General features: G+C 52.4%; 26 protein-coding genes. 22 read left to right on the top strand and 4 right to left on the bottom strand.

The window, feature by feature from the left end; genetic code table 11:
* Positions 1-8 precede the first annotated feature (8 nt).
* From spoIIIAG to spo0A, 20 genes are all read left to right on the top strand, one after another.
* A complete protein-coding gene (gene spoIIIAG, locus HQN87_RS06540) occupies positions 9-647 on the top strand; it encodes a stage III sporulation protein AG (protein ID WP_173129574.1) in 639 nt (212 codons plus the stop codon).
* Positions 648-742: 95 nt separating this feature from the next.
* The gene (locus HQN87_RS06535; protein ID WP_173129571.1) at positions 743-1,636 is read left to right on the top strand and encodes a SpoIIIAH-like family protein; all 894 of its coding nucleotides are present in this window, start codon (positions 743-745) and stop codon (positions 1,634-1,636) included.
* 273 nt (positions 1,637-1,909) lie between these two features.
* The gene (gene accB, locus HQN87_RS06530) at positions 1,910-2,419 is read left to right on the top strand and encodes an acetyl-CoA carboxylase biotin carboxyl carrier protein (protein ID WP_173129568.1); all 510 of its coding nucleotides are present in this window, start codon (positions 1,910-1,912) and stop codon (positions 2,417-2,419) included.
* A 56-nt stretch (positions 2,420-2,475) separates the two neighbouring features.
* Entirely contained in the window at positions 2,476-3,819 is a 1,344-nt protein-coding gene (gene accC, locus HQN87_RS06525; protein ID WP_173129565.1) for an acetyl-CoA carboxylase biotin carboxylase subunit, read from the top strand.
* A 121-nt stretch (positions 3,820-3,940) separates the two neighbouring features.
* A complete protein-coding gene (locus tag HQN87_RS06520; protein WP_173129562.1) occupies positions 3,941-4,357 on the top strand; it encodes an Asp23/Gls24 family envelope stress response protein in 417 nt (138 codons plus the stop codon).
* A 73-nt stretch (positions 4,358-4,430) separates the two neighbouring features.
* Positions 4,431-4,970 (top strand): alkaline shock response membrane anchor protein AmaP, encoded by a 540-nt coding sequence (gene amaP / locus HQN87_RS06515; RefSeq protein WP_173129559.1) that lies wholly within the window; start codon positions 4,431-4,433, stop codon positions 4,968-4,970.
* Between the two features lie 15 nt (positions 4,971-4,985).
* Entirely contained in the window at positions 4,986-5,219 is a 234-nt protein-coding gene (locus tag HQN87_RS06510) for a DUF2273 domain-containing protein (RefSeq protein WP_173129556.1), read from the top strand.
* A 131-nt stretch (positions 5,220-5,350) separates the two neighbouring features.
* Positions 5,351-5,713, top strand: coding sequence for a hypothetical protein (locus tag HQN87_RS06505; protein ID WP_173129553.1), 363 nt, complete (start codon positions 5,351-5,353; stop codon positions 5,711-5,713).
* 41 nt (positions 5,714-5,754) lie between these two features.
* Positions 5,755-6,204: a transcription antitermination factor NusB gene (gene nusB, locus HQN87_RS06500; RefSeq protein WP_173129550.1), complete on the top strand. Its 450-nt coding sequence runs from the start codon at positions 5,755-5,757 to the stop codon at positions 6,202-6,204.
* Positions 6,205-6,285: 81 nt separating this feature from the next.
* Entirely contained in the window at positions 6,286-7,143 is an 858-nt protein-coding gene (gene folD / locus HQN87_RS06495) for a bifunctional methylenetetrahydrofolate dehydrogenase/methenyltetrahydrofolate cyclohydrolase FolD (protein ID WP_173129546.1), read from the top strand.
* Positions 7,144-7,151: 8 nt separating this feature from the next.
* Positions 7,152-8,537, top strand: a complete 1,386-nt coding sequence (xseA, locus tag HQN87_RS06490) for an exodeoxyribonuclease VII large subunit (protein WP_173129543.1) — start codon at positions 7,152-7,154, stop codon at positions 8,535-8,537.
* Positions 8,509-8,766, top strand: coding sequence for an exodeoxyribonuclease VII small subunit (gene xseB, locus HQN87_RS06485; RefSeq protein ID WP_173129540.1), 258 nt, complete (start codon positions 8,509-8,511; stop codon positions 8,764-8,766). Before xseA ends, xseB begins: the two co-directional genes overlap by 29 nt.
* Entirely contained in the window at positions 8,753-9,700 is a 948-nt protein-coding gene (locus tag HQN87_RS06480) for a polyprenyl synthetase family protein (protein ID WP_173129537.1), read from the top strand. Before xseB ends, HQN87_RS06480 begins: the two co-directional genes overlap by 14 nt.
* A 94-nt stretch (positions 9,701-9,794) precedes the next feature.
* On the top strand, positions 9,795-11,699 hold the full coding sequence (gene dxs / locus HQN87_RS06475) for a 1-deoxy-D-xylulose-5-phosphate synthase (protein WP_173129534.1): 1,905 nt from the start codon (positions 9,795-9,797) through the stop codon (positions 11,697-11,699).
* A gap of 42 nt (positions 11,700-11,741) precedes the next feature.
* A complete protein-coding gene (locus HQN87_RS06470) occupies positions 11,742-12,629 on the top strand; it encodes a TlyA family RNA methyltransferase (RefSeq protein WP_173129531.1) in 888 nt (295 codons plus the stop codon).
* 109 nt (positions 12,630-12,738) lie between these two features.
* Positions 12,739-13,176, top strand: coding sequence for a hypothetical protein (locus HQN87_RS06465; RefSeq protein ID WP_254075398.1), 438 nt, complete (start codon positions 12,739-12,741; stop codon positions 13,174-13,176).
* A 26-nt stretch (positions 13,177-13,202) separates the two neighbouring features.
* A complete protein-coding gene (ahrC, locus tag HQN87_RS06460) occupies positions 13,203-13,652 on the top strand; it encodes a transcriptional regulator AhrC/ArgR (RefSeq protein ID WP_173129525.1) in 450 nt (149 codons plus the stop codon).
* A gap of 49 nt (positions 13,653-13,701) precedes the next feature.
* Positions 13,702-15,429 carry a DNA repair protein RecN gene (recN, locus tag HQN87_RS06455; protein ID WP_173129522.1) on the top strand — a complete coding sequence of 576 codons (1,728 nt, stop codon included), beginning with the start codon at positions 13,702-13,704 and terminating at the stop codon, positions 15,427-15,429.
* Between the two features lie 114 nt (positions 15,430-15,543).
* Positions 15,544-16,677 (top strand): SpoIVB peptidase, encoded by a 1,134-nt coding sequence (gene spoIVB / locus HQN87_RS06450; RefSeq protein ID WP_173129519.1) that lies wholly within the window; start codon positions 15,544-15,546, stop codon positions 16,675-16,677.
* A gap of 210 nt (positions 16,678-16,887) precedes the next feature.
* Complete coding sequence (gene spo0A / locus HQN87_RS06445; RefSeq protein ID WP_173129516.1) at positions 16,888-17,706, top strand: sporulation transcription factor Spo0A; 819 nt, start codon at positions 16,888-16,890, stop codon at positions 17,704-17,706.
* A gap of 221 nt (positions 17,707-17,927) precedes the next feature.
* On the opposite strand, the gene HQN87_RS06440 is transcribed toward spo0A, so the two are convergent.
* Together HQN87_RS06440 and HQN87_RS06435 are read right to left on the bottom strand one after the other, a co-directional pair.
* A complete protein-coding gene (locus HQN87_RS06440; protein WP_173129513.1) occupies positions 17,928-18,311 on the bottom strand; it encodes a hypothetical protein in 384 nt (127 codons plus the stop codon).
* A gap of 446 nt (positions 18,312-18,757) precedes the next feature.
* Positions 18,758-19,129, bottom strand: coding sequence for a hypothetical protein (locus tag HQN87_RS06435; protein WP_173129509.1), 372 nt, complete (start codon positions 19,127-19,129; stop codon positions 18,758-18,760).
* A gap of 271 nt (positions 19,130-19,400) precedes the next feature.
* Here HQN87_RS06435 and HQN87_RS06430 point away from each other — a divergent pair, with 271 nt between their 5' ends.
* Together HQN87_RS06430 and HQN87_RS06425 are read left to right on the top strand one after the other, a co-directional pair.
* Positions 19,401-20,060: a helix-turn-helix domain-containing protein gene (locus HQN87_RS06430; protein WP_173129506.1), complete on the top strand. Its 660-nt coding sequence runs from the start codon at positions 19,401-19,403 to the stop codon at positions 20,058-20,060.
* Positions 20,061-20,179: 119 nt separating this feature from the next.
* Positions 20,180-20,488 (top strand): hypothetical protein, encoded by a 309-nt coding sequence (locus HQN87_RS06425; RefSeq protein ID WP_173129503.1) that lies wholly within the window; start codon positions 20,180-20,182, stop codon positions 20,486-20,488.
* Positions 20,489-20,564: 76 nt separating this feature from the next.
* Here the strand turns inward: HQN87_RS06425 and HQN87_RS06420 are convergent, their stop codons facing one another.
* Complete coding sequence (locus HQN87_RS06420; protein WP_173129500.1) at positions 20,565-21,362, bottom strand: SDR family oxidoreductase; 798 nt, start codon at positions 21,360-21,362, stop codon at positions 20,565-20,567.
* An 8-nt stretch (positions 21,363-21,370) separates the two neighbouring features.
* Complete coding sequence (locus HQN87_RS06415; protein WP_436836457.1) at positions 21,371-23,998, bottom strand: bifunctional 2',3'-cyclic-nucleotide 2'-phosphodiesterase/3'-nucleotidase; 2,628 nt, start codon at positions 23,996-23,998, stop codon at positions 21,371-21,373.
* Positions 23,999-24,057: the final 59 nt, after the last annotated feature.

The following is a 24,057-nucleotide window of genomic DNA, read 5'->3' as shown; positions in this document are numbered from 1 at the left end:
GGAATTCAATGGGCAAATGGATGAAAAAGCTGGAGCAGTGGGCCGGAGGCGGAAACGGCAGCCCGAAGCGCAGCCACACATTCCGCTGGCTGATTATTCTCGGCCTGCTGGGTGTAGCGATCATGCTGTTCAACTCCTTCGTGAATGTGAAGAAGCTGGACAACGAGAACACGGGGCGTGAACCGCCGGTTACCGAGACCTCGCAGACCGTCATGCAGCAGGAGGCCGGGAACGCTAATTCTTTTGACGGCCTCGAACTGGCGATGGAGAACCGCACGAAGGAAATCCTGGAGAAAATTGTTGGAGTCGGCACAGTAGATATTATGGTCACCGTAGACTCCACAGAGGAAATAGTTGTGCAGCGCAATATGAATGATTCGCAGCAACAGAGCGAGGAGACGGATGCCAGCGGCGGCAAACGCCATACCACGCAATATTCCAGGGACGGGGAGATCGTCACCTACAGCCAGTCAGGCGATGAGACTCCGATCATTACCAAACGGATCAAACCCCAGGTGCGCGGTGTGCTGGTAGTCGCCAAGGGGGCAGAGAACAAAGTTGTACGCAACCTCATAGAACAAGCGGTGGAAAAAGGGCTTAATGTGCCAAGCTACCGAATCTCTGTCGTCCCGCGCAAGCAGGAATAGGCATTCTGTGGAAAGTCCAAGCATATGCTTCTAAGGAAGTCTTGTACCAGGGCAGTCACGGAGGATATGCAACAACATTTTAGGAGGAATATACAATGAAGGGCAAAAGACAAACGATTTGGCTGGTTTCCATGCTCAGTTTGATGGTGGTGCTCTCGGCATATTACCTGTTCACGGAAGACACGGGCACCCCTATCCCCAAAGAAACGGCAGGCAGCATTCAGGTGGACACAGTGAAAGACGGGGCGGGCGGCGGAACGGCCACTACGCTGGACAGCGGACTTGTCATCAAAGAAGTCAGCACCGACAAAGGGATCGCAGTGGGAACTGTGAATGAGAGCGGCAAGACCGCTAAGGATGAAGAGACAGCGGCAGTTGTAACCGAAGACGATACGACTCCAGCCGTGACAGAGGACACTGGTGTGGTGGCTGACACCGGAACTACTGACAAGGATAAGGCTAAAACTGAAGACAAAGCTGAAGACAAAGCGGCATCAGCCACAGTCGACAAAGACAAGGACACGAAGGATGCCAAGGACACCAAAGACACCAAGGAGACTGCAGCCTCCGCCAAGACTCCGGAGAAGAACGACGAGGCTATTCTGGACGAAGTGGCTTCGCAGAGCGTATCGGCCAGCAGCCTGTTCACCAACTATCTGTACGAACGGGAGCAGAAGAATCTTAAGGACCACAATGATCTGCTGGCGCTGATTAATGATATGGATAAGACGCCTGCCGAGAATGCGATGGCTCAGGAGCAGCTCAGCAAGCTGGAGGAGAAGGAGTCCAAAATCACCGGAATCGAAGAGAAACTCCAGCAGAAATACGGGGAAGCGATTGTGAAGGAAGAAGCAGGCGACGCCTATACCATCGTTGTACTCAGCGACAAGCTGGATGTGAAGCAGGCTGTCGGTATCGTGGACTTTGTAATGAAGGAATTGAGTGTAACCCAGGACAAGATCAAGGTCCAATACGTCTCCGAGCAATAAGTCTCCTGAATAAAATCAGAGAAAATAGAATAAAATGCCGAAAGAGCCCGGGGTCGTCCCAGGCTCTTTCCATTTCTAGCGTTTGTGATATAATACATAAAGTTATCTATGCATATAAGAAGAAGATTGCGCAGGCAGCGGTTACACAGAGCACCGATTCAAGAGAACCAGGGGCAGACCGGCTCACAGGTTTGCTTGTCAGAACGGATACGTACCCTGCACAGCCCGCGTCCAAAATGGCTTCGAGAGAAAGCTGAAGGAGTGAACTACCCAATGTTCAAGTTAAGCGAGATTAAGGAATTAATTAAATTGCTGGACCAGACTTCCTCCGTGCACGAACTGGAGATTGAAAGCGAAGGTATGAAGCTGGCTATCCGCAAACCGGATCGCTCTGAAGCTGATGGAACAGTAATTCAGGCGACTCCTTATGCGTACCCCTTTACGCCAGCCCCGCAGCCGCAAAGTCCACAGATTGTTGCCCCTCCGGCTGTCAGTGAAGTCCCTGCTGCCACGCAGCAGCAAGCACCCTCCGCTGAAGGCGCATTACATAAAATCGTCTCGCCGATGGTAGGGACCTTCTATAGCGCAGCTTCACCGGAAACGCCAGCCTTCGTCAATGTAGGAGACCGGGTGGGCGAGAAATCCACGGTCTGCATCATTGAAGCGATGAAGCTGATGAATGAGCTGGAAGCGGAAGTGAAGGGCGAGATTGTCTCTGTCCTGGCTGAGAACGGCCAGCTGGTCGAATACGGACAGCCGCTGTTTCTGGTGAGAGCGGAATAATTGCCGCGAGAATTAGGAGGAGCTTGCAAGCTTCGCTAAACTTTGGGAGGAAACGCATGAACATTCAAAAAGTGCTGATTGCCAACCGCGGCGAAATTGCGGTCCGCATTATACGGGCCTGCCGCGAGCTGGGTATTTCCACCGTGGCTGTCTATTCGGAGCCGGACCGGGATTCCCTGCATGTCCGCCTGGCTGACGAGGCGTATTGCATCGGACCGATGCCCGCCAAGGACAGCTATTTGAACTTTACCAATATTATGAGCGTGGCTACGCTGACAGACTGCGATGCTATTCATCCGGGCTATGGCTTCCTGGCCGAGAATGCGGACTTCGCCGAGATTTGTGAATCCTGCAATATTACCTTCATCGGTCCGTCGCCGGATGCGATTACGCGGATGGGCGATAAGGCTGTTGCCAAAGAAACGATGAAGCTGGCCGGTGTTCCGATTATACCGGGCTCGGACGGGATTGTCGGGGATATAGAGGAAGCGGTGATGCTGGGGCGTGATATCGGGTACCCGATTATCGTCAAGGCTACCGCAGGCGGCGGAGGCAAAGGCATCCGTATCGCCGAGGACGAAGAATCGCTGGTGAAGCAGATTACAGCGGCCCAGCAGGAAGCCCAGAAGGCTTTTGGCAATGCCGGGGTATATCTGGAGAAGTTCCTTACCGGCATGAAGCATGTGGAGATTCAGATTATCGCCGATAATCACGGCAACGTAGTCCATCTGGGCGAACGGGACTGCTCTGTGCAGCGCCGCCGCCAGAAGCTGGTGGAGGAAGCTCCATGCTCCATCCTGACACCGGAGACCCGCGAAGCGATGGGCCAAGCGGCTGTACGGGCTGCTCAGGCGGTTAACTACTCGGGAGCGGGCACCCTGGAATTCCTGCTGGGACCTGACGGCCAGTTCTATTTCATGGAGATGAATACACGTATCCAGGTGGAGCATCCCGTAACGGAGATGGTTACCGGAGTGGATCTGATCAAGGAAATGATCTCTGTGGCGGAAGGCAATCCGCTCTCCTTCACCCAGGAGGAGATTGTGATTAACGGCTGGTCGATCGAATGCCGGATCAATGCCGAGGACCCTGAGCGTAATTTCATGCCGTCTCCGGGCAAAATCGGCTTCTATCTGCCTCCGGGCGGACTTGGAGTACGGGTGGACAGTGCGGCGTACCCGGGCTATACGATCTCACCTTTTTATGACTCGATGATTGCCAAGCTGATCGTCTGGGCGCCGACGCGGTATGAGGCGGTCGCCAAGATGAAGCGGGCACTGGCCGAATTTGCTGTGGAGGGCATACATACTACGATTCCTTTCCACCAGAGACTGCTGGAGCATCCGGTGTTCTTGGACGGTAATTTCGATATTAAGTTCCTCGAAGAGTATGAAATTTAGGACGACTTCTCATCGTTTGTCATAAAGTTCGCCAAATGATATAGTATGTTTAATAAGAGGCGAACTGCCCGCTTGAAGTGTACCAACAACTTTTTTTTGCAGGAAAGGTGTGAAGTCCAAAATGAGTACATTGCCGACAGAATATGAACGTACGGAAATCGGTGAAATCCAGATCGCTCCTGAAGTGATTGAGGTTATCGCCGGTTTGGCAACCGTCGAGGTTAAAGGTGTGGCCGGAATGAGCGGCGGTTTCGCCGGCGGAATCGTGGAGCTTCTAGGACGCAAGAACCTGTCCAAGGGAGTTAAGGTTGAGGTTGGGCAGCGCGAGGCTGCGGTTGATGTGTCCGTGATCATTGAATACGGCAACCGTCTTCCCGAAGTGGCTGCTGAAATTCAGCGCAACGTTAAGCGTTCCATCGAGACCATGACCGGTCTGACCGTTGTGGAAGTGAACGTGCATATTCATGATGTGCAGTTCAAAAGCAATACAAGCATTGACAAGAGCGAAGATACAGATGCGGTTATCCGTGTGAAGTAAAGGCTTTGTTCTTTCCTAAACCCTCGGGCAGTACGTCGAGGGTTTACCTTAATTTAAGGAGGTTGTGAGACTCGTGGCCAAAATTCTGGACAGGCTTCTGCTGTTCCTTTACAGCTTAAGTATTGGAATACTATCTGTAATTGCCATCCTCCTCTTAAGCGGTGTCATCCCGGACAAGTATGAAATTCAGGACGGACCGGCGGTATATATCGCTGCGATCTCTGTGGCGGTCATTCTGTTCCTGCTGAGCATCCGTTTCTTCTACATCTCCCTGCGCCGCGACCGTGCTTCCCTGCCCTCCGTTGATCAGCGTACCGAATATGGGGATATTCAGATCTCAATGGAGACGATTGAGAACCTCAGTCTGAAGGCAGCGGGCAAAGTGAAGGGCATCCGTGACCTGAAATCGCGTATCCGTGTCTCACAGGCGGGTCTTGAGATTATGATCCGTGCGGTAGTCGACGGCGAGCATTCGCTGCCCCTGCTTACTACGGAGGTACAGCGCCAGGTGCATGATTTCGTGCAGGAGACAACCGGGATTCCGGTTGCAGATGTGTCCGTATACATTGCTAACCTCACACAGTCCCCAAGCTTCAAAAGTCGAGTGGAATAGAGGTGGGTTTCCCTTATGTCCTGGAGAGAAGTATGGGAAAGTCACGGGGGTAGAATTACCGGAGTTACCTTCGGTGTCTTTCTCGGATTGATTTATCTGATTAGCGGTTTTTGGGATATGCTGTTCTTTGCACTGGTAGTGTTCATCGGATATACGTTCGGCAAAAGAAAGGATACCGCGCAGGGTCCCCTGTTTCAATGGCAGGAGATTGTGGCACGGCTGTCCGGACGCTGGCGTCCCTTCAAATGAACCGCGATAGTCTTTCTCCCGGAAGCCTGGAACCCGTTACTTTGAGTTGCTGACCTGCGGAAGAAAGGCTGCGCGGTTTTTTGCAGCTTGGGAATTGATTTATCTCGCTGCCAAGTGGGCGATGTGAGGAAATGAAGAGTATAAATGCACTTGAATCGCTCCAAAGTGGGCGATGTGAGGAAATGAAGGGTATAAATGCACTTGAATCGCTGCCAAGTGGGCGATGCGGGGAAATGAAGGGTATAAATGCACTTGAATCGCTGCCAAGTGGGCGATGCGGGGAAATGAAGGGTATAAATGCACTTGAATCGCTCCAAAGCGGGCAGTGTGAGGAAATGAAGGGTATAAATGCACTTGAATTGCTCCAAAGCGGGCAGTGTGAGGAAATAAAGGGTATAAATGCACTTGAATTGCTCCAAAGTTGGCGTTGCGAGGAAATGAAGGGTATAAATGCACTTGAATTGCTCCCAAGTGGGCGATGCGAGGGCCAGTAGTTGTAGTTGAAAAATGATACACCATACCGTAGGAGGAACAGATGAAGAGACGTTTAGCGAGAGAAATTATTGTTCAAAGCCTGTATCAGATGGAAATGAACGATGTTGAGGTTACCGAGGCGGTTGAGATGCTGATTGAAGAGGCGGCGGATGAGAATGAGACCGAGCGCGTCATTACGGATGAGATTGAGCTGAAAGCGTATGTCATTCTGCATGTCAACGGCGTATGGGAGCACAAAATGGCGATCGACGATATGCTGGAGCATTACCTCAAGGGCTGGCAGATGAGCCGTCTGTCACGGGTAGACCGTCAGATTCTGCGTCTGGCTACCTTCGAGATGATCTTCGCCAGCGATGTGCCGGCCAAGGTTGCCGTCAATGAGGCGATTGATCTGGCCAAGCATTTCGGTACCGACGATTCCGGTAAATTCGTGAACGGTGTCCTCGGCAAAATGATTCAGGATGTGGATACGCTTAGAGCAGAGCTATAACCGACCGGCCGTTAGGGGCAGGCAGCAGGCAGTTTTAACAGGCTCATAAAGCTTGATTCAGATAAAAGGGGAGAGACTTACATGACAGCAGCAATTATCAGCGGTAAACAGGTATCGGACGACATTCGGATCGGGATTGCCCGGGAGGTTGCAGACTTAGCAGAGCGCGGCGTGAAGCCGGGTCTTGCTGTCGTTCTGGTCGGCGAAGATCCCGCTTCTCAGGTCTATGTGCGCAACAAGGAGAAGTCCTGCATCGAGCTGGGCTTCCATTCCGAGGTGCACCGGCTGGATGCCGCTACAACCCAGCAGGAGCTGCTGGCTCTGGTGGCAGATCTGAACAGCCGTGACGATATTGACGGAATACTCGTGCAATTGCCGCTTCCTAAGCATATTGAAGAGAAGGCGGTCATTGATGCCATCTCGGTGGAGAAGGATGTTGACGGCTTCCATCCGGTCAATGTGGGGAATCTGGTCATCGGGGATGACAGTCTGCTTCCCTGCACGCCTGCCGGAGTCATTGAACTGATCAAGCGGACTGGCACGGATATCTCCGGCAAGCATGCTGTGGTGATCGGCCGCAGCAATATTGTCGGCAAGCCGGTATCCCTGCTCCTCCAGCGTGAGAATGCGACTGTTACCATGTGCCACTCGCGCACAGCGAATATGGCTGAACTCAGCCGCCAGGCCGACATCCTGGTAGTCGCTATCGGGCGTGCCAACTTCATAGATGCCTCCTTCGTGAAGCCGGGTGCCATTGTTATTGATGTAGGGATGAACCGTCTGGATACCGGCAAGCTTGCCGGGGACGTTGATTATGAGAGCGCCCGGGAAGTCGCCGGGTATATTACGCCGGTGCCGGGCGGAGTAGGGCCGATGACGATCACAATGCTGATGAGCAACACGCTGATCGCAGCCAAACGCCGTCACGGCCTGAAGTAGGCTGGCTTATGGCGGCAGAGCGGCAGATCTACTCCATCAAGGAGCTTAACAAGTATATCCGCATGAAGCTGGATTCCGATTCTCTGCTGTCCGATGTATGGATTCGCGGTGAAATCTCGAATTTCACCCATCACGGAAGCGGGCATATGTATTTCACGCTGAAGGATGAGAGCAGCCGGATCAAATCCATCATGTTCGCCTCGCATAACTCACGGCTGCCGTTTGTGCCGAAGGAAGGCACCAAGGTGATTGCCAGAGGGAATGTGACGGTATATGAACGGGACGGGCAGTACCAGTTCTATGCGACACACATGCAGCCTGACGGAATCGGCAGCCTGTATCTGGCATACGAGCAGCTCAAGAGCAAGCTGGAGAAGGAAGGCCTGTTCGCAGCGGAACGCAAGCGTCCGCTGCCGCGTTACCCGCGTGTGATCGGTGTGGTTACCTCACCGACAGGAGCGGCTGTGCGGGATATCATCATCACCCTGCAGCGCCGCTATCCGCAGGTGGCGGTTGTTCTCTACCCTGTTCTCGTACAGGGTAAGGGGGCAGGCCCGTCCATTGTGCAGGCCATAGAGAACCTGAACGCCATGGGCGAAGCCGATGTGCTGATCGTCGGGCGCGGCGGCGGCTCCCTGGAGGAGCTGTGGGCCTTCAATGAAGAGGCCGTCGCCCGGGCCATTGCGGCATCGGGGATTCCGGTGATCTCGGCCGTCGGCCACGAGACCGACTTCACGATCGCCGATTTCGCTGCCGATCTCCGGGCAGCAACCCCCACGGCAGCGGCGGAGCTTGCCGTGCCGAGCGCAGCCGAGCTGGCCGGGCAGCTGCGCATTGCCCGGCAGCGGCTGCGCCAAGCGCTGCTGCGCCGCTCGCAGCGCGGCGGCGAACGCCTCGCGGCGCTGCAGCGCTCGCTGGCGCTGGCCGGCCCCCGCCGGCAGCTGGCCCAGCACGCGCAGCGGCTCGACATGCTGCGCGCGGCCCTGCTCCGCGCCGCCGAAGCCAGGCACAGCCGCGCACAGGGGCGCAGCGCGCTGCTGCACCAGAGCCTGCAGCGCTTCCATCCGCTTAGCAGCGTCAGCGCTGCCCGCCGGCGCACGGACAGCCTCACCCGTGAGCTGGCCGGGGCCATGCAGGCGCGCCTTGCCGATAAGCGCGCGCGTTACGGGGCTGAGCTGCGCCATCTGGATGCGCTCAGCCCGCTTAAGGTCATGTCACGGGGCTACAGTCTCGTCTATGACGAGAAGGAACAGCATTTAATCAAATCGCTGAAGGAAGTAGAGCTTGGCGATGTGGTCAACATAAAGCTTAATGACGGACAGCTGAACTGCCATGTATGGGGAATGAAGGAGGATGTTAGAGACGATGACGAAGGAAGCGGAACTGGATTTTGAAGGAGCCATGGAACGCCTGGAGGGTATCGTGCGTGAGCTTGAGCATGGCGACGTTCCCCTGGAGAAGGCGATTGATTTATTCCAGCAGGGAATGAAGCTCTCGCAGCTCTGCGGCAGCAAGCTGGAGCAAGTGGAACGCAAGATTGAGATGATCACATCGGAGGATGGCGAGCTGCGCAAGAAGCCGTTCGGTGCCCGGCTGGAAGGCGATGGCGATGAGTCGTTCTGAGTATCAGCCATCCGGCAGCCCGGCAGAGACACAGGCGCGTGAACCGCTGAAGCAGTACATTGCCGAAGTGGGCGACTGGGTGGCTGAGGCGCTGGGCGCAATCGTGCCTGCGGAATGGATCGTGCCTCAGGTGCTCCGGGAGGCGATGGACTACTCGCTGCAGGCAGGCGGCAAACGCCTGCGTCCGCTGCTGGTCATCGCCGCCTGTGAAGCCCTGGGCGGCAGCCGTGAAGCTGCACTGCCCGTAGCGGCAGCGATTGAGATGGTGCACACCTACTCCCTGATTCATGATGATCTGCCAGCCATGGATAATGATGACTACCGGCGCGGCAAGCTTACGAATCATAAAGTATACGGAGAAGCTGCGGCGATCCTGGCCGGAGATGCCCTGCTGACCCATGCCTTTTACAGTGTCGTGCAGTCTTCCCGCAAGCATGGCGTTCCAGCGGAGAATGTGCTGTCCATCGTGGAGGATCTGGCCGAGATGGCCGGTCCGCGCGGAATGGTCGGCGGGCAGGTTGCGGATATGGAAGGCGAGCAGGGATTAACCGACCTGCATCAGCTTCAGTATATCCATCTGCATAAGACCGGCGATCTGATGATCTTCTCGCTGCTGGCGGGAGGCAGAATTGCCGGTGCGGACGAAGGTCAGCTGGAGGCGCTGCGCCGGTTCGGGACTCAGATTGGTCTGGCTTTTCAGATCCAGGATGATATTCTTGACCTGGTTGGTGATGAGAGCAAGCTGGGCAAAAAAACCGGCAGCGATGTCAAGCAGCAGAAGGTGACCTATCCTTACTTCATCGGCCTTGAGGCTTCACGTGAAGAGGTGAAGCAGCTGACGGCTGCGGCGCATAATGCGGTTCTTGAGGGCGGGTTCCAGGACCCTTCCCGTCTGCTTGAGATTGCAGATTATCTGATGTCACGCGATCATTAGAGGAATTTCGGGAACGGCTGTGTTTCGACAGCCGTTTCGTTTGTGTTATAATGGGGTTTATATTTTACAACATCTAGGAAAGCGGGGAATACTCGTGCTGCTTCCACAAATAAATGATCCTCAGCAACTTAAATCTCTATCAGTCGGGGAACTGGCTGCACTTGCGGAGGAGATCCGCCAGTTTCTGATCGAGAAGCTGTCTGTAACAGGGGGGCATCTCGCATCCAATCTGGGCGTCGTGGAGCTTACACTGGCCCTGCACTACTGTTATGACAGTCCACGTGACAAAATGATTTATGACGTAGGGCATCAGGCGTATGTCCACAAAATATTAACCGGCCGCCAGGACCGGTTCGATTCCCTGCGCAAGCATGGCGGATTATGCGGCTTCGTCAAGCGTACAGAGAGCGAGCATGATGTCTGGGAAGCCGGACACAGCAGTACCTCTTTGTCTGCAGCCATGGGTATGGCGATGGCCCGTGATTTGAAGGGCGGGGACAATAAGGTAATTGCCGTGATCGGCGACGGTGCCCTTACCGGCGGGATGGCTTTTGAAGCCCTGAACCATATTGGCCATGAGGGCCGCAAGCTGATGGTTATCCTTAATGATAATGAAATGTCGATTGCTCCGAATGTAGGGGCGATGCATAATTATTTGAGCAAAATCCGTTCGGACCGCCACTATCTGCGGGCGAAGGATGAGGTGGAAGGCCTGCTGAAGAAGATTCCGGCCATTGGCGGACGGCTGGCGAAGACGGCGCAGAATGTGAAGGACGGCCTGAAGAATATGCTGGTTCCCGGCGTTCTGTTCGAGGAGCTCGGATTCACTTATCTCGGACCGGTGGACGGTCATGACCTGGAGAAGATGATTGATACCTTCCACCAGGCGGATAATGTAACCGGCCCGGTTCTGGTGCATGTACTGACCACCAAGGGCAAGGGCTACAAGCCGGCGGAAGTCGATTCTTATAAATGGCATGGCATCTCCCCTTACAAAATCGAATCAGGCCAGGTGCTTCAGGCCGTCGGCAATCCGATGTACACCGAGGTGTTCGGACAGACACTGATTGAACTGGGGCATCAAGACAAACGGCTGGTAGCCGTAACCCCGGCGATGCCGGGCGGTTCGGGACTGTTCCCGTTCGCTAAGGAGTTCCCGGGCCGGATGATTGATGTCGGGATTGCCGAGCAGCATGCCGCCACCTTGTGTGCGGCGCTGGCCATGGAGGGAATGAAGCCGGTCTTTGCCGTCTATTCCACCTTCATGCAGCGGGCGTATGATCAGATTGTTCATGATATCTGCCGTCATAATGCCAATGTTATGTTCGCCATTGACCGTGCGGGCTTCGTGGGCGCTGACGGGGAGACCCATCAGGGCGTCTACGATATCGCCTTCATGCGTCACATTCCCAACCTGGTACTGATGATGCCGAAGGACGAGAATGAGCTGCGCCACATGATGAAGACGGCGCTGGATTATGATGATGGACCAATCGCTTTCCGCTATCCGCGGATTAACGGCACAGGCGTGGCACTGGATGCAGAGCTTCACAGCCTGCCTATTGGCACCTGGGAGCGGCTGCGCGCCGGTGATGATTATGCGGTGCTTGCCTGCGGGCCGATGGTTCAGGTGGCTGAAGAGGCTGCTGAGCTGCTGAAACGTGAAGGCATTCAGGTCGGTGTAGTGAATGCCCGCTTCCTGAAGCCGCTGGATAACTCCATGCTGCTGGATCTCGCACATGCCGGAACCAGCATGGTGGTGCTGGAAGAAGCAAGCCAGGCGGGCAGTCTGGGCAGTGCAGTGCTGGAATTCTATGCGGAGCACGAAATTTATGATGCCCGTGTCCACCTGATGGGGATACCGGATAGTTTTGTCGAACATGGCTCGATCAAAGAGCAGCGCCAGGAGACAGGGCTGACCGTTGAAGCGTTGTGCGGGCGAATCAAGGCGATGAAGGCACTCAGCACTTATACTTATAAGTCAACTTCCACCTCCTGACAACAGTGATGGAAGCCGGACTGCAGTGATCGGGAGATGAACATGGAACACCCTAAGGAAAGAATAGATGTACTGTTAGTGGAACAAGGATTCTACGACAGCCGGGAGAAGGCCAAAGCGGCCATAATGGCCGGCCTTGTCCTGGCGAATGAAGAACGGATCGAGAAGCCGGGAATGAAGGTGCTGCGCAGCTCTGTCCTGAGAGTCAAGGGAGCGGTGCATCCCTATGTCAGCCGGGGCGGCCTGAAGCTGGAGAAGGCCCTGCGGCAGTTCGGCATTGCACTGAACGGGCGGATTATGCTGGATATCGGCTCCTCCACAGGCGGCTTCACCGACTGTGCGCTCCAGAATGGTGCGAGCCATGTGTATGCAATTGATGTGGGCCAGAATCAGCTGGACTGGAGCCTGCGAAGTGATGAGCGCGTAACCGTCATGGAGCAGACCAATTTCCGTTACATGACCCCGCCTGATCTCAAGGGGCCTGTGCCTGACTTTGCCAGTATTGATGTGTCGTTCATCTCGCTGAAGATTATTCTGCCGCCGCTTAAGGCGCTGCTGAACCGCCCCGCCGACATCGCTGCGCTGATCAAGCCGCAGTTCGAAGCCGGCCGTGAGAAGGTGGGCAAGTCGGGAGTGGTGCGCGAATCGGCTGTTCACAGAGAAGTGCTTGTCAACGTGCTCTCCATGGCGGCTGACCTGGGCTACAGACTGGAAGGGCTGACCTTCTCGCCGATTACCGGAGGGGAAGGGAATATCGAATTTCTGGCACACTGGAAGCTGCTGCCTGAAGCTGCGGAGGGTACTTCCGTGGAGCAGCCTTCTGCGGCTGAAGCACAGCCGAATAATTTCGCCGCGCTTGCAGATTCCGTTATTAAGGAAGCGAATGCAACCTTTAGCGCTGCGAACCAGGGAAACTCATCGAAGCGATGAGTTTCTTTTGCTGCAAGAATAAGAATTTGCAGGATTTCACCCGCCCTCACGCGAATAATTCACCGAGGTGATGGGAGTGGCGAGCTCGGACAAGGCCGTAGTGGCACTTATGGGACTGGCGGCGGCAATCTTTATCATTTACAGAATCTACATCTGGCTGCAAGGCTCTCCGCAGTCCTTCCTGAAGGACCGGGTGCCGATCAACAAGGTGATCCAGCGCCATCCGTGCATCGGTCTGCTGGAGGATGCCGGTTATGAGGTGGTCGGCGGCAAGCTGAAGATCCCGCTGTCTTTTCAGGTGAATGGCGCACCGATGTACAGCAGGCTGTTTATTGATTATGTAGCCCTCAAGAATGAGGAGCATTACTATCTGGTGATCCTGTCGCGTCCCCGCAAGGAGCTTGAATTCACCGGCAGCGGCCTGCGCGACACCTTGCTTCCTTATCTGCTGATTTATCCGGATTGCAGCGGTGTATTGTATGTGGATACGGTGAATTCCAACATTCATGTGATCAATTTCGGTAAGGACGACGGGGAATCCAGCTAAGCACAATATAAATACAGGAGGCAACAATGAAGGGACACAGGCACATCAAAATAAGAGAAATTATATCGCAAATGGAAATCGAAACCCAGGATGATCTGGTGGAAGCTCTGCGCGAAGCCGGATTTCAAGTCACCCAGGCTACCGTATCCCGCGATATCAAGGAACTGCTGCTCATTAAAGTGCCTATGGATGACGGGCGTTACAAATATTCTCTGCCTACGGACCAGCGTTACAACCCGACCCAGAAGCTGAAGCGGGTGCTGGTGGACAACTTTGTACAGATCGACTATTCCGCGAATCTCGTCGTGATGAAGTGCCTTCCGGGAACGGCGAATTCCGTGGCTGCACTGATTGATAATATCGACTGGCCGCAAATTATGGGCACCATCTCAGGGGACGATACGATTCTGATTATCTGCCGCCAGCCGGAAGACAGTAAGAACGTCATTGCACAAATTATGGGATATATATCGTAAGACTGATTATGGAGAGATAAGCGATCATCTTTTCGGGGGTGCTGTAATCGTGTTAGAAACATTGTCTATACGCAATCTGGCCGTTGTTGAGGCGGTGGATGTGCACTTTTATCCGGGGTTCCATGTCCTTACAGGGGAGACCGGTGCAGGGAAGTCGATCATCATTGATGCGCTTGCGCTCATTGCCGGAGGCCGCGGTTCAGCGGACTCTATCCGGTATGGGTGTGACAAGGCGGAAATGGAAGCGCTTTTCAGTCTGCCGGGAGGTCATCCGGTCTGGGATACGCTGGAGCGGCTTGGCATCGGAGCAGAGCGCGAAGAGCATCTGGTGATCCGCCGGGAGATTACCTCCCAGGGCAAAAGCACTTCACGGGTGAACGGCCAAATGGTCAACCTGAGCATGCTGCGTGAAATCGGCGAGCTGCTGGTCAATATCCACGGACAGCATGAGCATCAGAATCTGCTGAAGGCAGAACGTCACCTGGGATTGCTGGATACCTATGGAGAAGCTGTGATTGGTCCGCTCAAAGCGGATTATCAGGAGAAATATACGGCCTTTGCCAAAGTGGAAAAAGAACTCCGGGAACTTCAGGAAACCAGCCAAAAAGCGTATCAGATGCTGGATTTGTACCGTTTTCAGCTTGAGGAAATTTCTGCTGCGGGACTAAAACCGGGAGAAGATGAATTACTTGCCGAAGAACGGGTAAAACTATCCCACAGTGAGAAAATGATGGATTCAGTATCCGGCGCATACGAGCTGCTGTATGACAGGCAAGGGCTGGAGTCCATTGGAAGTGTCATTTCCAAGCTGGAGGATGCAATCCGGTATGACGAGAAGGGCTTAAGGGCAGTTTTCGAGCAATTGCAATCATCTTATTACCAGCTGGAGGATGTAGCGTTTCAACTGCGTGACTACAGGGAAGAGATCGAATTCAATCCGGCCCGGCTGGAGGACATTGAGAACCGTCTGGATCTGATCACCGGACTGCGGCGTAAATACGGGGACAGCGTGGAGCAGATTCTGGAATATTATGAGCAGATTCAGCGGGAGACCGATCTTCTGGAGAATAAGGATGAATACATTGAGAAATTAACGGCCAAACGCGATGACCTGCTCAGCACCTTAATGAAAGCGGCCCGGGTCCTAAGCGCAGCGCGGCGGCAGTGTGCGACGGAGCTCGCTTCCCAAGTGGAGAGTGAGCTGAAGGATCTGCAGATGGAGCGGACCTCACTTCAGGTCAAGATGGATACGCTCGAAGACCCGCGCGGGATGGAGTATGAAGGGCGGCGTTACCGTCTGACCCGGCAGGGGATCGACAGCGCTGAGTTCATGATCTCCCCGAATCCGGGTGAGCCTTTGCGTCCGTTGGGCAAAATCGCCTCCGGCGGTGAGCTGTCACGGATCATGCTGGCGATGAAAAGTATTTTTGCCCGGCATGATGCCATTCCTGTTCTGATCTTCGACGAAGTGGATACCGGGGTCAGCGGGCGTGCAGCCCAGTCCATCGCAGATAAATTGTTCAAGCTATCCTTCACTTGCCAGGTGTTCTCCATTACCCACCTGCCGCAGGTGGCCTGTATGGCAGATCATCAATACCTCATTGTCAAAAAAGTCGAAGACGGACGCACGATGACCGAAGTGGACTCCCTCTCGGCAGAAGGCCGGGTGATGGAGCTGGCCCGGATGCTGGGTGGTGTGGAAATTACCGAAAAAACATTGCATCACGCACAGGAGATGCTGGGTCTGGCCGAGGCCAGCAAGGCAGCTGTAAGCTAAGCGGGACAATGATTGACAGTAATAAAAGCCTGGGGGCAAGGTTATCTTATAGGTACGCAATTGGCGACCACCTTTTTCGTCAAGCGAAAGAAGCAAAAGGGAGCGTGACAGCCATTGAAGCCTAACCTCAGGAAGTTTTTGCCCGGCCTTTTATTTGCCTTCTTTCTCAGCTTATCAGGCATAACGGGACCCGCGCAGATCCAGGCAGCACCACTTGAACATCAGCCGCTTAAGGCGGTACAGGGGACCGGGAGTGAGCTTAAGGTCATCCCCGGAGGCCAAACCATTGGCGTGAAGGTGAAGTCAGCAGGCGTGCTGGTTGTAGGGCATCATCTGATTGAAGTATCGGAGCAGTCCAAGACTTCACCCGGTGAGAACAGCGGCCTTATGCCGGGGGATCTGATGATCTCCATTAACGGAGTGAAGCTGGACGAGGTATCCAAGGTCGCGAAGCTGGTAGAGCATGCAGGTAAAAGCAATAATTCCCTAAGCATTGTGTACAAACGCGGCGGTAAAGAGCATACAGCTCAGCTTAAGCCCGCCTATGACCGCACGGACAAGGTGTGGCGGCTGGGCCTCTACATCCGTGATTCTGCGGCAGGTGTTGGGACACTCACTTTCTATGCTCCGAAGCAAGGGGTGTACGGGGCACTTGGACATGTTATAACCGACATGAACACAGGAACTCCAATCGTGGTGGGCAGCGGGCATATCGTGCAGTCCAGTGTCACCTCCATCTCCAAAAGCCAGGACGGTGATCCGGGCGAGAAACGGGCCCATTTTCTGAAGGAAAGCCAGGTGCTCGGCAATGTAGAGAGCAACACCGATTTCGGCATCTTCGGCAAAATGACCCGCAATCCCGAGCACAGCCTGTATCAGGAACCGATTCCGGTAGCCATGAGCACTGAAGTGAAGGAAGGCCCGGCGCAGATTCTCACGGTAGTCGATGGTCAGCAGGTCGAACGCTTCAATGTGGAGATTATTCATGTAGCCCGTCAGCAGACTCCTGCGACCAAAGGAATGGTGCTGCGCATCACTGACTCCCGTCTGCTTGATAAGACCGGAGGGATTGTCCAGGGGATGAGCGGCAGCCCGATTGTCCAGAACGGCCGGCTGATCGGTGCGGTAACTCACGTATTCGTCAATGATCCGAAGTCGGGTTATGGCTGCTTCATTGAATGGATGCTGAGGGATTCCGGTGTAGTTCAACAAGATCAGGAGCCTCAATACAATCTTAAGGCGGTTTAGCCTTAAGATTTTTTTGTCGAAGAGCGCCGATTAACATCGAATCGTGAAACAAAATATTTAATTATAAATCAACGTCCAAAAAAAATAAAGAAAAATAATTTTCGACAGAAGGATATTCAATCCAGATGTCGAAACTTAGTCGAAACTTATAGGGAGAGAAGATGATCATTATTTTCTGAATAGCAGATATAAATGAGGAGGAAGCAGCCAGTGCAGAATATTGAAATATTGTTGGCCGATGATAACAGGGAGTTCACGAACTTGCTTGCCGAGTACATTACCGAACAAGAAGATATGACCGTGACAGGCATCGCCTATAATGGGGAAGAAGTGCTTCAAATGCTTAGCGGAGCGCGCAAAATTCCCGATGTCCTTATTCTAGATATCATTATGCCACATCTGGACGGCCTTGGCGTTCTGGAACGCCTGCGTGATATGGATCTGAACCCTCAACCCAAGATCATTATGCTGACCGCCTTCGGACAGGAGAATATTACCCAACGGGCCGTTCAGCTTGGAGCTTCTTATTATATTCTGAAACCGTTTGATATGGAGGTTCTGGCGAACCGGGTGCGTCAGCTTGTGGGCACACAGGGCAGCATGAGCACTTCTGCAAGCATGTCCGGCTACTCTTCTTCCAGATCTTCCAGTAATGTGGTTCCGCTGTCCAAAGGCAAGAATCTGGATGCCAACATCACCTCGATCATTCATGAAATCGGCGTACCTGCCCATATCAAAGGATACCAGTACCTGCGTGAAGCCATCACCATGGTCTATAATAATATTGAGATCCTTGGAGCCATTACCAAGACGCTATATCCTGCCATTGCCGAGAAATTCAAGACAACGCCATCCCGTGTAGAGCGCGCCATCCGTCATGCGATTGAAGTCGCCTGGACGCGCGGCAACATCGACAGCATCTCCCTCCTGTTCGGCTATACCATTAATATCTCCAAATCCAAGCCAACTAACTCGGAATTTATTGCCATGGTAGCCGACAAGCTGCGCATTGAGCATAAGGTGTCTTGAAAGGGTTAGGATAAGGATAAGTGAAGGGTTTAATGGGGGATTTCGATATTTGAGGTAATGCAAGAATACCGATATACATCGGAAAATGGTCAATTTAAACCGATAAATGTTTTTTACCATGAGCTATATATACCGCTATTTATTGGGTTTCCAAAAATCCAATAAAAGGCGGTTTTTTATTGGCAAGTTATGAGCAAACATTAAAATTGTACTGCGGACAATTAGTCCATACGATGATTGATTACAGAGATTAGAGAGTATACGGCGAGAGAAAAAATCAAAAAGAATACGATTCCTTCTTTAACAATAAAATAAACGATTCCAATTATAATTAGCCCTATGACATTAAAAAAGAAGAGTCTCTTAAACAAAGAACTCTTAGTACTTTTTTTAACAGCAAAGCCAACTAAGCTAATTACAAGATGCATTACGTATAATATTAGAAAGAAATACACGAATATAACTGCTCCACCAGGATCACTTACGTATGGTGCTTCAGTCACTAATTGATTATCTACATTCACAATTAAAAAACTATACAATAAACTTAGTACTAAGGAAACACCCAAAAGATTTAATACCAACTCTTTTTTCATTTTGTCCATGGTTCTGACTCCTAGAAGATGTTATTTATTATATAATAAAAGAAAAAATGCTAAAATTCCAAATTTTAAATTTTAAATATGAAAAAGGCGACGCAAGCATAGCTGGCACCACCCAGTTATTAATACCAATCAATCCCTTACACTCCTACCTCTTAGAGAGCCAGTTTCAGGTTTGGTATGCTAACATAGGTCCCATTCGTGAGTGGCTTTTTTCAAAAAACACCTGGGTCATTACATGTGGAATCTATAGCAGCTTGTTACCGGATTGGCTGTTAAATCAGGAAATGTAATTTATGATTCAGAAAAGGAATTTTAATTATAACAACTAAGCCCCTGAGACATCCTCTTAGGGGCTTAGTTGTATGCAATGATATTAACTTTTTCAATTAATTCCTGCTCCAGCTCCATACAAATTCGCGTATGTCTCAATTACCCTGTTCTATCTCTCAATTAACCGCCTGGTTGCCCAGGCTGTTCAGGTAAGCATCGGCTTCTTCGTAGGTAGGGTAATGAACGGCGAATTTGCCGAACAATCGCTTCATTTGCATTTTCCATACCGGGGAGTCTGCGACGTATACCCAGCCGCCAACCCCTGCCTCAATAGCGCGGTCACCGGTGGGGGCGAGCAGAGCGGCTACTTCAGGCGAGAGTACTGTCGGGGAACCCGTTACATCGGTTACTCCGGTGAATCCTGGCTTCAGCTTCTGCAGCGCGTTCTCGAAATCGGATATGTATGCAGGTACGTCACTTTCTGTAAGTCCATAAGCTCTAACGATCACCTGGTTTTTGGCAACATTGACTTCCATTGTGTAAGACATGAACATTCCTCCAGTTGTGGTTTTATGTTTACATTAGTTTTTATCGGATAAGAATGGGACGTATTTGAGAGAATAAGGAAATCAGAACAAACCTGTTCTCAATTATGGAAATTACATCCATACAATTAGAGCGGGGTGCCAGCGCATATATTGTACTTAAGGGGCCATCCCGGGGATTTAATGATTCTCGTCCAAAGAATTTACACAAACAATTGTTATTATGAAACACAAATTGTTGTCTTGTGTTATGATATAGGTAGAGGTGGCTCTTATGAACGATTTCGATAATTACCCCGATGAGCTGGGGAATTTCATCCGGCACTTCCGCAAAGCCCGAGGATTAACCCTAAGGGGGCTTGAAGAGAAGAGCGGCATCAGCTATTCACAGCTCAGTAAGATTGAACGGGGGGAGAGTATTCCGCTGAAGGATAACCTCGATAAGATCATTGAGGCACTTGGTGGGGATCTTAAGAACCGGATGTATCATCTGGCAGATTATATGCCTGATATTGAATACATCAAGACGCTCAAGCAGGGATATAAGCTGCCACAGCATAATCAGTCCCAGGATTACATTTACGAAACGGCGTTCAACAAGCTGAAGGAATTCCGGGCGAAGGAAGACAAAGAAACGTCATACGTTTCCTTTGATTCTGACGAAGTTATCGTTTATGAAACGGAATATGGGGCAGGAATGGTAATAGAGAAGATCGAGAAATACAACCTGACCGATGTGCTGAACGATAAGTTCGAAGGAAGTCTGGACAGCTTGCGCCGACAGCCTCGTCAGGGCCGCCAAGCGTACTTATTCGGAGAATGGCTGCGTGAAGGCATTTATGAGCTGAAGGAAGAGGAACAGGATCTGGTTATTCAGTCCTTGAAGGAATTCGCCCAGTTCAAAGTTCAGCAGATCAAGGGCGTATATAAGTAAAGAAGGGCCTGGCTTAGCTAGCTTCAAAAATGAATAATGTTGCCCTTTCTTGCAGCCATCTATTCATCTTGATCCATAAACAAACTACAAATGGTTAGACAGAAAAGGGGATACGAAACATGAGAATCAATATGAAGTTTACCAGCAAAGGAAAAGCTGCAATCGAGAATTTTAATAACGATGAGCTGCTGGAGATTTTTGCAAGATACATCAAGACGCTTAGCAAAAAATACGATATTGAAGTGGATGTACCGCTTGAAGTGAACCAGAATATCGTTGGCGACGGAACCGTTATTGCCTTGGCCCAGAACGTGAAATGCGATGCAGAGACCTTCTTCAAGGAGCTGGGACGCGATATCAAGGTTCCCCTCAAGAAGCGGCTCGGCGGTAAGCTGGAGAATGTCTTCAAGACAGAAATTATCGAATAGACCGTATATCCCAAAAAGCCATCCCCGCACTGATGCGGAGGATGGCTTTTTGGCGTCCGATGCGGCTGCGGTTTGGTTAAAAACCGCCTCTGGAGTGAATGATCTGACCGGTAATCCACCCGGCATCATCGCTGGCGAGAAAAGTGATCAGGCGTGCTGCATCTTCAGGAATACCGATCCGGCCCATTGGGAATTGGGGCAGCAGCGCTTGCTTGACCTCATCAGACATCCAGCCGGAGTCGGTGGGTCCGGGATCCACAGCATTTACGGTGATGCCAAGCGGTGCCAGCTCTGCGGCCAGAGATTCGGTGAAAACAGAGATGGCGCCTTTGGTAGCAGCATAAGCAAGGTTTCCGGGCATCGGCCCCTTCCCCTGACCAGAAGTCAGGTTAATAATTCGTCCGCCGAACGTGCCGGGGGAGGAAGAGGAAGTGTGTTCTGCCTCGAACCTGCGGGCGAATTCTGCGGATAACATGAATGTTCCCCGGATATTCACCGCACAGTGTGCGTCGATGAGCGCCTCGTTCAATTGCCTGAAATCTGCATCGACGCTATACGCGGCATTGTTGACGAGTATGGTCGGAGAACCCAGTGCTTGGCTGGCTTCGTCCAGCAGTAAGGAGCCTGCACCCGGCATGGCAAGATCCAGCTTCATATGTTCAGCTTGTACACCGAATTGGCGCAGCTCCTTAGCGAAAAGCTCAGGCCAGCTTTCATCGGCATCACTTGGATTATTGCTTTGATCATAGTCATACAGATGGGTGAAAAATAGGCTGGCTCCTTCAGCGGCCAATGCCCGGCAGATGGCCGCCCCGATTCCGCCGGGACGGCTCGCCCCTGTGACTACAGCGATTTTTCCTTGTAATCTGTTCATTGGAATGTTTACTTTACAGAAGCAGATAACAGATTGGAGATTACTTTGGCCGCTTCAGCCCGGGTAGCAGTCGCCTTAGGGGCAAAGCTGCCATCTGTGCGTCCGGCAATAATCTTCTTATCGGCAGCGACGGCTACAGCGGTGGTCGCCCAGGCGCTGATGGAGGCAGAATCGCTGAAGTGGAGCGCTGCACCTGCGGTTAATATTTTGCCAGCGCGCAGATCAAGCCCCTGCTTCACCATAACGGCCATCTGTTCACGGGTAATGGACTGATTGGGAGCGAAGGTATTGGCGGTTACACCGCTAACCAGCTTGTTCTCATGCGCTGCAGCAACGGCCCCCGCATACCACGCAGACGCTGGTACATCCGTGAAGGCTGTTGAGACATTGACCTTCAGCTTCAGGGCTTTGGTCAGCAGACTGGCGAATTCTGCGCGGGTGACCAGACCGTTCGGATCAAAGGTATCGGCAGTTTTGCCGGAGATGATCTTGTCTTCAGCCAGCTTGTTGATGTAACCTGCCGCCCAGTGCGTCACAGGAACATCTGTGAATACAGGAATTGCCGGCTGTTCAGCAGGCGGATCGGTCACAGGAACCTCGGGGGTTACCGATTTGCTTACATCAAGGGTGAAGATGCCGAAGCCTTTGTCATCCATTTGGCCGGTATAGGCAATATTATCTGTTGTCTTGGCATAGACTTCCGCCTTAGGCGATGAAGTGAAGGTAACCTTCACATTACCCGGGACCGGAGCAATCGACCAGTTGTTGTCAGCGGACGGATTAATGGTCTTGCTCGCCGTAATGTAATCCATCAGAATCTGGCGGTTCTCATCCGGTGAGTCGATGATGTATTTGCTGCCTTTGACACCAGGGAAGTTCCCGCCGCCGCTTGCACGGTAGTTATTGGTGGCCATGATGAAATCCTGATTCGGATCAATCGCTTTGCCGTTGTACTGCAGGTTGATGATCCGGCTGGAGGAAGCGTCATTCACGGAGCCGTCCGGCTTGTACTTGGCTGCCTTGGTTACATCTACCTGATACGTTACACCGTCGATGATGTCGAAGTTGTAGACCGCGAAGGAGGAGTTCAGCAGCTCCTGCGCCTCTGTTCTAGACGGGTCAATCTGATTGAATTTGCCGGCAGACATCTCCAGCCATTCCTTGACGACCGAGCCCTTCACCAGAATCGCCTTCAGGGTATTGTCGTACAGATAGAGGTCACCGGCACTCTTAATGGCCAGAGGCCCTTGTGGAATGTCTGTGTACTCTTCCGGTCCGTTGCGTCCGGCCTTGAATGGAGCGCCGACCGACAGAACCGGAATACCCGCATATTGCGGCAGGTTGGCTGCGATGTATTTCTCTACATACTGTTTCTGCGCCGTGGTAACGATCTGCACCGACGGATCATCCTGCACCAGCCCGAAGTAGCTGTAGATCGGCGCGGTAGTCGTACCTATCGGACTGTTCGCATAGGCAATCGTTGCCTCATGATCGGCCTGCACGGCATCAACAATGGCCTGATCTGCGTCTACCGTAGATTTTTTGGCCACGGCATCATAGATGGCTTTGGTGGAGGATTGTGAGGCAGCGACCTTCCACTTGCCGCCCGATTTCTCCAGAGTCAGATCAATCAGGCCCAGATTACTGCCGCCGTATCCGGCCTGAACCGCAGGGACACCGTTGATGGTTCCTTTGGCATTGTCAACGCCGGGCAGGATTTTGCCCGAGGCATCCTTGAAGAGCACATCCAGCGACTTCTCGTCGGCAGCAGGGAAGACTTTGTGCGTGTGGGAGAAGGTAATAGCATCAATACCGGCAACCTTGCTCAGCGGGAAAATAGCGTCCTCTGCCTTAACGTAAGGCTGGGCATTGCCGCTGAAGCCCGAGTGAGTCATCGCAATAATCAGATCCGCACCGGCAGCGCGCATCTGGGGGATGAACTTCTCTGCGGTTGCTACAATATCCTTGGTAATGACTTTGCCTTCCAGATGGCTCTTATCCCATTCTGTGATCTGCGGAGTTACCAGCCCCAGCACACCGATCTTCAGCGTCTGTACGCCGCCGGCTTCGTCTTTGTAGGATTTCGTAATGATTTTATAAGGGCTGTATTTGTTGACATCGTTATCGGGATTGCCGTCTTTGTCATCTACATACACGTTGGCGTTAACATAAGGGAAATTGGCACCTTGGATCGCTTGCTCCAGATAATCCAGGCCGTAGTTGAATTCATGATTGCCAAAGGTGGCCGCGTCGTAGCCCATCAGATTCATGGCTTTGTATACAGGATGGATCTCAGAGCCCTTGATGGGGCTGACAAGCGCCTTGTACGTTCCTAGCGGAGTTCCCTGAATGAGATCTCCGTTGTCCACGAGAAGCGTATTGGCGGCCTCCTGGCGGGCCTGCTTCACAAGATTGGCGGTCCGGGCCAGTCCGACTGTAAGGGCGGTGGAGCTTTTGTAATAATCATAAGACAGCAGGTTGGTGTGGATATCCGTAGTCTCCATAATCCGCAGCTTCATCGTGGAGTCGGCTGGGGCTGCTGCCGCATACATTCCGCCTAAGGGCAACACAGTCAAAGTAAGTGCGAGTGAAGATAGAAACGTTTTATGCAGCAAATGCTGTAAATTATGCCTCATGCAATCTTTCATCCCTTCTGTTGTCAAAATAGGTAACAAACACAATGAATATTATAGCG

Origin of the sequence: Paenibacillus tritici, assembly GCF_013204885.1 — a bacterium.
Lineage (GTDB): Bacteria > Bacillota > Bacilli > Paenibacillales > Paenibacillaceae > Paenibacillus_AQ > Paenibacillus_AQ tritici.
The sequence above is the reverse complement of the archived record's forward strand: the minus strand, read 5'-3'. Positions and strand labels throughout refer to the sequence as shown.